This is a genomic window from Buttiauxella gaviniae (assembly GCF_040786275.1).
In the GTDB taxonomy this organism is placed as follows: Bacteria; Pseudomonadota; Gammaproteobacteria; order Enterobacterales; family Enterobacteriaceae; genus Buttiauxella; species Buttiauxella gaviniae_A.
Genome location: NZ_JBFMVT010000002.1, coordinates 282766 through 294960 on the forward strand (window position 1 = coordinate 282766; position 12195 = coordinate 294960).

10 protein-coding genes are annotated in these 12195 nt (G+C 49.2%); 4 read left to right on the forward strand and 6 right to left on the reverse strand.

The window, feature by feature from the left end; genetic code table 11:
- Positions 1-21 precede the first annotated feature (21 nt).
- The 3 genes from chbC to phoH all read right to left on the reverse strand — a co-directional run bounded on the left by chbC (position 22) and on the right by phoH (position 2857).
- Positions 22-1380: a PTS N,N'-diacetylchitobiose transporter subunit IIC gene (chbC, locus tag AB1E22_RS02005; protein WP_367593844.1), complete on the reverse strand. Its 1359-nt coding sequence runs from the start codon at positions 1378-1380 to the stop codon at positions 22-24.
- Between the two features lie 100 nt (positions 1381-1480).
- On the reverse strand, positions 1481-1804 hold the full coding sequence (locus AB1E22_RS02010; protein ID WP_367593845.1) for a PTS sugar transporter subunit IIB: 324 nt from the start codon (positions 1802-1804) through the stop codon (positions 1481-1483).
- A 264-nt stretch (positions 1805-2068) separates the two neighbouring features.
- Positions 2069-2857 carry a phosphate starvation-inducible protein PhoH gene (phoH, locus tag AB1E22_RS02015; RefSeq protein WP_367593846.1) on the reverse strand — a complete coding sequence of 263 codons (789 nt, stop codon included), beginning with the start codon at positions 2855-2857 and terminating at the stop codon, positions 2069-2071.
- 796 nt (positions 2858-3653) lie between these two features.
- Between phoH and tssI the strand changes: the two genes are divergently transcribed.
- Genes tssI through AB1E22_RS02035 form a run of 4 tightly spaced genes read left to right on the forward strand, consistent with a single transcriptional unit; the run spans position 3654 to position 8697 of the window.
- A complete protein-coding gene (gene tssI, locus AB1E22_RS02020) occupies positions 3654-5900 on the forward strand; it encodes a type VI secretion system Vgr family protein (protein WP_367593847.1) in 2247 nt (748 codons plus the stop codon).
- Between the two features lie 12 nt (positions 5901-5912).
- Positions 5913-7544, forward strand: coding sequence for a LysM peptidoglycan-binding domain-containing protein (locus AB1E22_RS02025; protein ID WP_367593848.1), 1632 nt, complete (start codon positions 5913-5915; stop codon positions 7542-7544).
- A 14-nt stretch (positions 7545-7558) separates the two neighbouring features.
- Complete coding sequence (locus tag AB1E22_RS02030; RefSeq protein ID WP_367593849.1) at positions 7559-8101, forward strand: hypothetical protein; 543 nt, start codon at positions 7559-7561, stop codon at positions 8099-8101.
- Between the two features lie 50 nt (positions 8102-8151).
- A complete protein-coding gene (locus tag AB1E22_RS02035) occupies positions 8152-8697 on the forward strand; it encodes a hypothetical protein (RefSeq protein WP_367593850.1) in 546 nt (181 codons plus the stop codon).
- A gap of 158 nt (positions 8698-8855) precedes the next feature.
- Here the strand turns inward: AB1E22_RS02035 and efeB are convergent, their stop codons facing one another.
- The 3 genes from efeB to efeU form a co-directional block, all read right to left on the reverse strand.
- Positions 8856-10139 (reverse strand): iron uptake transporter deferrochelatase/peroxidase subunit, encoded by a 1284-nt coding sequence (efeB, locus tag AB1E22_RS02040; RefSeq protein ID WP_367593851.1) that lies wholly within the window; start codon positions 10137-10139, stop codon positions 8856-8858.
- Positions 10140-10144: 5 nt separating this feature from the next.
- Positions 10145-11269: an iron uptake system protein EfeO gene (efeO, locus tag AB1E22_RS02045; protein ID WP_367593852.1), complete on the reverse strand. Its 1125-nt coding sequence runs from the start codon at positions 11267-11269 to the stop codon at positions 10145-10147.
- A gap of 62 nt (positions 11270-11331) precedes the next feature.
- Entirely contained in the window at positions 11332-12165 is an 834-nt protein-coding gene (gene efeU / locus AB1E22_RS02050) for an iron uptake transporter permease EfeU (protein ID WP_367593853.1), read from the reverse strand.
- Between the last annotated feature and the right edge of the window lie 30 nt (positions 12166-12195).

The window sequence follows — 12195 nt, forward strand, 5'->3', positions numbered from 1 at the left end:
TGCATCCCCAACCAAAGCTACTTAAAATTTCAGTGCGTTAGCGATATCTTCTTCGCTTTCTTCTTCTTCAATAACCGCCTGCGCTTTGTTAGAGAGAAGAACGAATGGCATGTACACGAGCGTTGCGACACCGAGGTTAAACAAGGCGACCAACAGGGCTGCGATACTGCCGTTACTGTTAAAGAAGGCACCCAAACCGGTAGGCATGGTCCACGGAGCCAGGTTAGTGACCGGTGGAATAATCCCCATCGAGTAAGCCGCGAGCGTGATGGCTGCCAGAATCGGCTGCACCAGGACGAACGGGATAAACATCACCGGGTTCATGATAATTGGCAGACCGAACAGGATAGGTTCGTTAATCTGGAAGATGCCTGATGGCAGTGCCAGTTTTGCTACCTGACGGTGATCCGCACGGCGTGAAGCGATAAAGATAGCGATAATCAGACCCAACGTTGCCCCAGAACCACCCAACAGGATGTAGGAGTCGAGCATTGGTTTCGCCCAGAAGTGGAACTGTTTACCCGCCGCAATCGCCGCATCAACAGAACCGTACTGGTTATACAGCGCGATGTTTTCCAGTGCCCATGGAGTCATAATGCCGTTGTCCAGAGCGGTAAGCGCCAGAGAACCGTGTACACCAAAGAACCACAGTAGGGAGTTGAACACCACATAGGCCCAGCCTACTACGCCACCCATTGAAGCCAGCGGTGTAGAAATTGAGTCCATTATAATCTGGTGGAAGTTACTACCGTGATTCGCCAGCAGCCAGGAAATAATCCCGAAAATAGACAGGATAATAAAACCTGGAATTAATGCTGAGAATGAACGCGATACCGAAGTCGGCACGCTATCCGGCAGCGTAATAACCCAATTTCGACGAATAACAAAAGTAAATAACTCAGCAACGACCAGACCGATAATAATACCGGAAATAATATTTTGACCACCTAACCAGTTTGCACCAACCGCATAGGCTTCACCTACGCTATAAGGTGTAACCGTCATAAATGCTGCGACGGATAATAAACCTGCGGCGAGTGGATCGACTTTTCTCTCTTCGGCTAACGCCATACCAATGAAAAAAGGAGCCATCAGCGACATAATACCTAGTGTACCGTTGTACACATTGCCGCCGATAGCTTTGAACCCATTTAGGGTTTCAATGGTCGAGGGGTCTAAACGGATGCCTAACGAGTAAAAAAATGAACCTGCGCCAAAACTCAGAAATACGTTGTTAATCAGAACAAACATTGCCCCAGCCAGGGTTAATGGCATTAATTTAATAAAACCATTTTTAATGGCATTAACGTGCGGCTGCTTTCCTATTTTTACAGCAAAAGGCAGGAGTACCTTTTCAAGCGAATCAATGACTTTACTCATATTATTAATATCCTTGAAAGCCGTAATTGCTATTACGGCTGTAGGTGTAAGGTCGCTCTTTGACGGAAAATAAAATAATTACAACAATAAAATATACGTACTATTGTGCTGCCGCCGCTTTCTTAATTGCTGCCACGGCCGCTTTTAACACACCCAACCCATCAATTTTACCGTACATCACAGAGTCAATAACTTCGACAGGTTTGGTGGGCAACAATCTTTGAATATCCGGAAGTTTGTAGGCAATTTGTGGGCCCAATAAAACAACATCTGCTTCCTTGCCCTTCTCACCTGCCAGTGATTCCGAAAAAGCTTCAATCTCTACCGGCACTTCATACTTTTCGGCCTGCGCTTTCATCTTTGAGACTAACAGCGAGGTTGACATACCAGCGGAGCAGAACAGGTAAATTTTCTTCTTTTGCATAAGTTCTTCCTCAAGTAGCAATACGCTGTAACGGACTTCCGCTGCGCATTGTTGCCCTTCCAAAGCGGGTTTACGAAGAGAGACTGTCGTCTCTGATTGAAGAAAGTATACGGCATGCATTGGGCAGGAGGATAATTCTGATTCTCTACAAATTGTCTCTCCTTGACCATTCGTTTTGATACCCTTCACATTTTGGGCAAATAATTCGCGCAAAGAAAAAAGCCCAAACGCTGTTTGGGCTTTACAATTCTATTACACCAGAAATCAGTCGTAGGCATTCAACGTGCGCTGGCAAAGGGCTGAGCGCACACAATCTTGTTTGCCAAAACGAACGATACCGACCATTTCATCCTCTTCAAAACGCGCCAGAGCGTCGCTCAGACCGGACTGTACGCCGCGTGGCAAATCACATTGCGTGATATCGCCATTGACGATGACCGTTACGTTTTCCCCGAGACGAGTTAAGAACATCTTCATTTGCGCGGCGGTGACATTCTGCGCCTCGTCAAGAATAACCACCGCATTTTCGAAGGTACGTCCGCGCATATAGGCGAACGGCGCAATCTCTACTTTGCCAATTTCGGGACGCAGACAATACTGCATAAAAGACGACCCTAAACGACGCACCAGGATGTCATACACTGGGCGGAAATAAGGGGCGAATTTTTCCGAAATATCCCCGGGTAAGAAGCCGAGATCTTCGTCAGCTTGCAGGACCGGTCGGGTCACAATTATCCTGTCGACATCCTTATGTATCAGGGCCTCTGCGGCTTTCGCCGCGCTGATATAGGTTTTGCCGCATCCAGCTTCACCGGTGGCGAATATCAGCTGCTTTTTCTCGATGGCATTAAGATAGTGCTCCTGAGCCTCATTTCGCGCAGCTATTGGGGAGTTATCACGGCAATCTCTTGCCATACCGATAGATTCTACGCCGCTCATCTGCACAAGCGTGGTGACCGATTCCTCTTCGCGTTGCCGATGGCTGCGCGAATCCCGTCTCAGCACACGTTTTGCTTCACGACGAGCTTTGATCACTGCTTTCTGTCTTCCCATGGATGGCACCTTACAGTTGGTTTCATTTCCCGCGTCACTACATAGGGCGCGATTATGCTTACTAACGGATGAGGTTTGGCTTCCTTTTAAGCCAGTAACTGCCGGTTGAGAGGATGCACCAGTCAGGCGATAGCCGCCGCTTAGCGCATCGTTGACACGTTGGTTAGTTGTGGAATCAGGAAATTTAGCGGTGAAGATAGCAAAGCCGGAGGAGAGGCCTCCGCGCTGGTTGGTGCGGGTAAGATGTTTTTTCAATCGTCCAGTACAGGACCCTACCATTCGCGATCTCCAATGTGATTAAATTCACAGCCGGGAACTACCGCTAGTGCTTTAAGTACATCAAATTTTATCTTAATTGCAACTTTTATTTCACTTTAATTCAACATTTACGCTTCGCCATGCGCCTCACTCTGTTATGGCATAAAACTATTACAGTTTTATATCAAAGATATAGCCATAGAGAAATCAGGTGAATATCAGGCAGGCAAATTGTTAGCAAATGAAAAATTAGCAGGGAAAGGATTTGGGTATTGGTGGGCATGCCCCCCCTTTTTCAGGGGGACATATTTGCGCCTCCACCTGGGAAGCAGACACATAGTCATTCCATGTCCGATTCCCTATTTTTAAATCTTTTGTTTTGTGATGGAAGTCGAGGTTTTCATCTCAATCTAGCCCTATTTTTACACGCCAAATTAACTGCCTATCAATTTGATTTTATTATATTTACCCGAGTTATGATTAATAAAAAACATCATGGCCTGGTCAATACATCCACGGACAGGAAAGGAATAACAAAATGGCCAGTGACGGCACCCGCTTTACCTTTACCGCCGGGCGGACCCCGGATGACACCTTTGCCGTGGTGGGCTTTCAGCTCACCCAGTCCCTCTCCTCCCTGTTTCGCCTTGAGCTGACCCTCGCCAGTAGCAACCCGGCCCTGGAATTCCGTAAAGTCCTCGACCAGGGGGGGACGCTGATTATCCGGCAGGGCGAGGAGATTAAGCGCCGCCTGCGCGGTATCGTGACCTTCTGCGAGCAGGGCAACACCGGCAGACACCAGACGCTGTATCACATAACCATGCGCCCGGAGCTCTGGCGCAGCTCCCAGCGGCAGAACTGCCGCAGCTTCCAGAATGTCGATATCCGCGCCATCTTTCAGACGCTGCTCAAGGAGACGGGCGTGCTCACCCACGACGCGCTGTTCCGCCGCCCGCACCCTTTCCGTGAGTTCTGCGTCCAGTATCAGGAAACCGACTTCGACTTCATCGCCCGGCTGGCCGCCGAAGAGGGGATTTTCTTCTGCGAGGAAGAATATCTGGAGCGCAACCTGCAGAAACTGACCTTCGCCGATGACAGCCGCGTGCTGCGCAGACTCGACCCGCTGCCGTATAACCCCAACGGCGCGAATGAATCCAGCCGCTACTGCATCAACAGCTTCTGCCGCCGCGCACAAATCCGCCCGGCGCAGGTCACCACCCGGGACTACACCTTCAAAGCCCCGCTCTGGCCCGGGCAGTTTAATCACCGCCCGTCGGAGATGCCCAACCAGCGGGCGGTGTACGAGATTTTTGACTATCCAGGGCGCTTCAAGGACGCGCAGCGCGGGGCGGATTTTGCGAAATATCAGGTGGAGGGCTGGCGCAGCGACGTGGACTACGCCACCGGCACCAGCAACTCACCCCGGCTCCAGCCGGGGCGCTGCTTCAGCCTGACGGACCACCCGCGCGCAGACCTCAACGACCTGTGGCAGGTGGTGTCCTGTACGTTAACCGGCAGCCAGCCGCAGGCGCTCACCGGGAGCGAAGGCCAGGGCACCACGCTCACCAACAGCTTCAGCGTCATCCCCGCCGTTCAGACCTGGCGCGCACAGCCCCCTCTCAAACCGCGGGTCGACGGCCCGCAAAGCGCCATCGTCACCGGCCCGCCGGGGGAGGAAATCTTCTGCGACGAGCACGGGCGGGTGCGGGTGAAATTCGCCTGGGACCGCTACAACCAGGCCGATGCGAAAAGCTCGTGCTGGATACGCGTCTCGCAGGCGTGGGCGGGCGCCGGATTCGGCAACATCGCCATCCCGCGCGTCGGCCAGGAAGTGATTGTCGATTTCCTCAACGGCGACCCGGACCAGCCGATTATCACCGGGCGCACCTACCACGCCGGCAACCGCGCCCCGGGCGACCTGCCGGGCACCCGAACGCAGATGGCTATCCGCTCCCAGACCTACAAAGGCAGCGGCTACAACGAGCTGATGTTCGAGGATGAGACCAATCAGGAGCTGCTGTCGATGCATGCCCAGAAGGACATGAAGACGGTGGTGCTGAACAACCGTGACACGGAGGTGAAAGCCGACCACACCGAAACCATCGGCAACAACCAGAGCATCACCGTCGGGCTGGGGCAGACGGTAACGGTGGGCAAAGAAAATGCCGCCGGACACGACACAACCCTCAGCGTCGCGCATGACCGGAAGACAAACGTCGGTAATGACCAGACGCTGAGGGTGGCACACGACCGCACAGAAAATGTTGGTCACGATGACGCGCTGTACGTGGCGAACGACAGAAAAATCACGGTAAAAGGAAAGCAGGCGCACACCACCACCGGAGACCACGTCAGCCTGGTGAAAGGGAAATACAGCCTGGAGGTGAAAGACGACCTGGCGCAGAAGATTGCCGGGGCGCTGGGCATTGACGTTCAGGGCGATATTGCCCTGAAAAGCCAAAGCAAAATCACCCTGCAGGTGGGCGCCTCGTTTATCGTCATTCACCCTGCGGGCATCGATATCACGGGGCCGAAAATCAACCTCAACGGCGGCGGCAGTCCGGGGACACCGGTCCCGACGCTGCAACCGGCGATGCTGAGTCCGCTGGAGGATGATGATGGTGGGTTGTCCGGGTCACAGCAAGATGAAAACCAAGAGCCACAACAAAACCATGCAGGATCTGAATCATCCGAACCTGAACCTGACTTGAATCATATGTTTGCATCGCTGAAAGGGCTTGATGGTATTCAGAGCAATGAGCTTGTGTATAAACCATTTATGTAAGGTAATAAGAGTATGAATTCTCAACCAACACCAATTTTTGATAAACCACATAATAAGCCAAAAGAATACGATGGTTTGCTGGGATGGTCAGCAGCCTGGAAATGCTATATTGATCAGGAAAACAAACCTGTCCCCCTCGACGATATAGAGTCATTATCACCTGAACAAGAAAGCGTTATTGTTCATAAGGGTGATACGCTTGGGAAAATTGCTAAGGAAAATTATTGTTCCGTCGAAGCCCTGACTTCTTTTAATGGATTGAAGAACCCCTCATTAATTTATCCAGGGCAGATAATAAAGATCCCACCGCAGCACTACTCTTACCCAAGTAGTGGAGATGAACAAATTGACGATCAATGCACTTTGTCATTTTCTTTTGAAGATTTAATTGAGCAACCCATTGCAGGTTTGAAAATTAAAATTGTATCAGGGCTGGGTGATGTGTATGAATCCATTACTGATGGAATGGGTAAAATAGAAGATCTCACCACTAAAGCTGAGGCTGAGTTGAAGGTTTTTGTTTCCAGTGCAGCCGGAAAGATAAAAGAGGTGGCCAGTTTTACCTCATCATATGGAAAGTTCGACATTATCCTGTCCAGTCCCAAAGTCCGGGTGAAAGGCAAAAGCATAGCCTTAACAGGATCGGCTGGAAGTGTAGGTAATTCAAGTAAAGATATTAACAAAGTGGATGCAGGTCGAGATCCACTGGGAGGCCCAAGAATTCATATAACTCATGTCTGCCCGAACAGTTATGACTTATTTTTAAGCAAAAATATTATTTACTGGAACCAAATTATTGCCGCATCCGAGAGAAGCGGAATTATTCCACAAAGCATTGCAGCAGTGATCAGTGCAGAAGCGGCAAAATATACAGGAGGAGTCTGGAACCCGAACTCCATTTGTATTGACTCGAAGAACACCACGAACGAAATCACTTTATATAAAAGTTCTGCTGCTGGCATGACGCAGTTTTTAAATGGATCATGGATGTCAGAAACCTTCAGAGAGGGAACTTATCTCTATGAAAAAGCCTATGAAAAAGGATTTTTAGCAGATAAACCTATGCTGGATAAAAATGGAGTGGAAATAAAAAACAAAAAAGGCGAAATTAAATACACTAAAAAATTTGAAGCCTCTCCTGATGTCTGGAAAACTTTAGATGAACTCAAAACAGAACGTTTTATTACAGGAAAAACACCTTATCCACGCAAAGCGTCATATGCTGTACAGCAATGGCTGGATCTCAGATTTAAACCAGAATATGCAATTATGGCCGCAGTGGATTACGGAATAGCCAATTTAGCATCACTGAAAAATGCAGGTTATAATATTGACGAACTGAGCGACGCCGAGAAAGCTAAATTAATCTATCTGACTCATCATCTCGGATTAAGTGATGCAAAATTATTTATCAAAAACAAGATAACCGAAGATAAAGCAGAGAGATTACTGAAAGCTCAGATTGGGGTTAAATCCGCGGCTAAAAACTGTAAAACTCATGGGGGTTATATTAAGGCCCATAGATCATGGTTGACAGAATATATAAACAACAATATTAATCTCGGTATCTATTTTTGCTCTGAGTTAATTAACCCGCCCAAACAAGAAGATACAAAACTGATTGATATATTGAGTAAAATTTAGCCAAAAGGTTACTTATGAACAAAAAAATATTAAGTACGCTACTATTTCTAGCTCTTCCTGCCATTAGCTTTTCTGATTGCCGTCTTGCTAATTCAGACTGTGAGATCACAACATTAGGCATTATTGAACTAACGTCAAAGGTTAATTCTGGAGACGGCTATTCTCATATAACCCTGAATGGTAAAGATATATATAAGGCAAAAACCAGTTATATGGTTTTAAATACAAGCAATGCGGATTATTCTTTAAAAGAGAAAAAATATCTGATAACGAAAGCCATTATTTCGTATGTTTCAGATGCCCCGTGTAATCCAGATAAATCTACATCATATTGTAGTATGAATGTTATTCTGGATTTAACGAGCGGAAAACCTGTATTTTCTAATGAATTTTTTTCTGAATCAGGAGGAGGCTCACAGATTACATGGGTATCATGGGGAAAGGCCAATTCAATTATCGTAATCGATAATGAATTGCGGTTTAAATATTCAAATGGACATATTGAGAGAGTTACTAAAGTGAAAGATGCTACTGGCAATAGTAGTGATGTAAAATAGCAGTTACCTGATCTATTAAAAATCCAAAAAAATTACAGGGTGATATAATTGTGAATAACAAATCATTAAGCCTACTACTATTCTTAGTCAACCCTACAATGAGTTTTGCTGACTGTCACCCTGCGACTTCAGACTGTATAAATACAACTCTAGGCCCTCTCGAACAGAGAACACGGTATCATTCTGATGATGGATACTCTCACCTTACGCTTAATGGCAAAGAAATATATAAAGCAAAAGATGATTACATAGTTATAGATACAGAAAACGCTGATTACATCGTAAAGGAAAAGAAATATCTCATATCAAAAGCCACTATTTCGTATGTTTCAGATGACCCGTGTTATCCAGATAAACCAGGCTCACGATGTGCTATGAATGTCATTCTTGACCTGACAAGTGGTAAACCTTTAATTTCTAACTGGTTTTCCTCAGGTCATGCCGGAGGCTCACAGATTACATGGGTCTCATGGGGAAAAGCCAATTCAATTATCGTAATCGATAATGAATTGCGCTTTAAATATTCAAATGGACATGTTGAACGGGTTAATCAAGGGCAAAATTATGCTGGTGATAACAATGAAAGGAAACAGTAAATAATAGGCGAAGGGGACGGGATATATGAGTTCAGGACGACCTCACCCCGCCCCTCTCCCCCAGTAGTGGGAGAAAACTACCCACAGCTTCCTCTCGGAACTATCCCTTCTCCCGAAAGGGAGAAGGTTAGGATGACGGTGATATCAGTATTACCAGATCAGGCTTCTATCAGCCCCTGCCCTAAATAATGCTCCCTGTCTTTAACACCCGGCATTACGAAGAAATACCCGCCGCCAATCGGCTTCACATACTCCTCCAACGCTTCACCGTTAAGACGCTGCTGCACCGCCAGAAAACCTTTTTCAAGATCGTGCTGGAAGCAGACAAACAGCAGCCCCATATCCAGCTGCCCGGATTTGGACACACCCAATGAATAGCTATAACCACGGCGCATCATCAGATTTGATTGCGTCTCTTTCGTGCGCGGGTTGGCCAGGCGAATATGCGCATCCAGCGCAATCACATTTCCATTGGGATCGGCTGCATAATCCGGCTCATCGTGCTCGTTTTTCATGCCGAGCGGTGCACCACTGTGTTTATCGCGGCCAAAAATTGTCTGCTGCTCTTTAAGCGGCGTTCGATCCCAGGACTCAACGTGGAACTGTATAATGCGCACGGCCTGATAACTGCCGCTGACCGCCCACGCGGGCTCCTGCTGGTCTGGCGTCACCCACACAATATTATCCATCAGCGGTTTATCTTCGCTATTTGGATTCGCCGTTCCGTCTTTGAACCCTAACAGGTTGATAGGCGTCTCTTTGCCTCGGCTGCGCGCGGCGTGGTTAGAGATAAACCCTTCCCGTTTCCAGCGCACACTCAGCAAATCCGGCGTGTGTTTGATGATGTCGCGCAGGGCGTGGATAACTGTGTCGGCGGTATTGGCGCAAATCTGGAGCAATAAATCACCGTGGCACAGACTGGCATCCAGCGAGTCATTGGCAAAACGCTCCATCTTTTGCAGCTTTTTCGGCTTTTGCCCTTGCAGGCCAAAACGTTCGTCAAACAGCGACGTCCCCGCAGACAGCGTGATAGTCAGGTTATCCGGGTAAATTTGCGCCCCAAGAATACCTGAGTCCATTGGCGGCATACGTGGATTTGGCGTATCCGGCGCCGGGCCACCGGTGGTGAGGAAATCGAAGCGTGCGGTCAGCAATTTGAACAAACGCTCGAGATCGGTTTTATCGCTGGCCAACACGTCGAAGGCAACCAGCATCATCGAGGCCTGCTGCGGAGTTAGCACGCCTGCCTGATGTACACCGTAAAACGGCTGCTTTTCCATGCGAGCGTCAGGCGGCAAAGTGCCAGGCGACGTTTCTTGTTTAGCGGCATGCGCCACGGGGCAACCACCGGTGAAGGCAAGGGCGCCACCCAGCGCGCCCAAACTTTTCAGTAACTGACGGCGCCCCGGTTGGTGGCCGCCGTGTTTAGTTTTTTCTTCCATCGAACTTAGTCCAGACCCAGTACGCCACGCAGTTGCGACAAATCTTCAGCCAGGGCGGTTACCGGCCCTTTCAACGCATTACGGTCCGCGTCAGTCAGTTTGTCATACGTCTCGTAACCGTCTTTGGTTTTGTACTTAGCGAGAATCGTGTCCACTTTCTTGAAATTGGCATCCACTTTTGCCAGCAGCGGTGCATTATCTTTGGTCAATAACGGACGCAGCAGATTAACGATTTTCTGCGCACCATCAACGTTAGCCTGGAAATCCCACAGGTCGGTGTGGCTGTAGCGATCTTCTTCCCCGCTGATTTTGCTGGCCGCGACTTCTTCAATCAGGCCTGCAGCGCCACCAACCACTTTACTCGGCGGGAAGGCCAGCTCTGAAATGCGCGTTTGCAGATCCAGCACATCGCTATTTAGCTGGTCGGCATATTTTTCCATGCCTTTGGTGGAGTTATCACCAAACAGCGCTTTTTCCAGACGGTGGAAACCGGTGAATTTCGGATCGTTAGCTTTCTGCTCGTAGTCATCCTCACGGGCATCAATACTGCCGTCGAGGTCCGAGAACAGCTCTGCGATAGGCTCGATGCGCTCGTAATGCTGACGAGTTGGCGCGTACAAAGATTTCGCTTTTTCGATATCGCCCGCTTTCACGGCATCGGTAAAGGCTTTGGTACCTTTAACTAACTCGGCCACTTCCGCCGTGACATACGTTTTGTATTCGGTGATTGGCCCGGTCAATGCCAGCAGATCGTTTTTCGGTGCGGCCTGGTCGCCCACCGCTTTCACAATCAGTTTGCCTTTCGGGTTACTCAGCAGGCCACAGGTCATGTCGTACTCACCTGCTTGCAGGTTAGCCGTCATTTTCTGAGAGAAACCAGGAGCGATGTTTTCACGCTCTTCAACCACCATCACGCCTTTGAGGATCTCCCACTCCAGCGCTTTCTGGCTGTTGTTCTGAATAATAAACTGTGTTTTACCGGCGTTAACCGTAATGTTCATCGGTTCGCACTGTTTATCGGTCACAGAAACTTTTACCTGAGGAACATCAGCCGCCTGCACGGCAAAGGCAGAAGAAGCCAGCGCAAACAGAGCAGCATGCAACGCGTTACGACGAAAATGTGTAGTCATGACCCATCCCTAAAAACAAGAGTATGTTGTAACTAAGCGGCGATGTGCTCGCCGCAAGATGATTAACGAACGTTATTTGTCGCCTGACTGCTAACGCGCGGGGGAATGAAAAACAGCACCAGCGCGGGGATCAGGTAAATAAAGTACATTCCCACTTCGCTTACCGTCGGCGCTTCCTGGTAACCAAAAATACCTTCGAGCAGCGTGCCGGTGAGAGAATGGGTAGAGAGAACATTACTGAGGTCAAAGGCGATGTCCTGGAAGTGGTTCCAGAGCCCGGCTTCGTGGAAGGCGCGAACCGCCCCCGCCGCAAGCCCTGCCGCCACCAGCAAAATAAACAGGCTGGTCCATTTGAAAAACACACCGAGGTTCAGGCGAATACCGCCCCAATACAGCAGGAAACCCAGCACGATTGCGGTGCCAAGGCCAAGCATCGCGCCCAGCGGCGGCATAATGCCCACATCCTGCTGGAATGCCGCCAGCAGGAAGAAGACCGACTCCAGGCCTTCACGGGCGACGGCGAAAAACACCATTAAGATCAGCGCCCAGCCGTGGTTGCCTTTGCTGTGTAGCGCGTTGTCGACCGCTTGTTCGAGCTGGACTTTCACGTTGCGCGACACTTTGCGCATCCAGAACACCATCCAGGTCAGAATAAAGACGGCGATCACCGCAACGATGCCTTCGAAAAGCTCCTGCTCTTTTTGCGGAAATTCACCTGTCGTTTCGTTGATGAAAATCCCCAAGGCCAGGCAGAGCGCTGCCGCAGCCACAACCCCAATCCACATCACGCCAATCCACTGGCCGCGTTGAGTACGCTTCAGGTAGCTCGCAATGAGGCTAACAATCAGCGCGGCTTCCAGCCCTTCGCGTAACATAATGAGAAACGGAACAAACATTCCTGACACCCCAACTGTGAACTCAGGTCA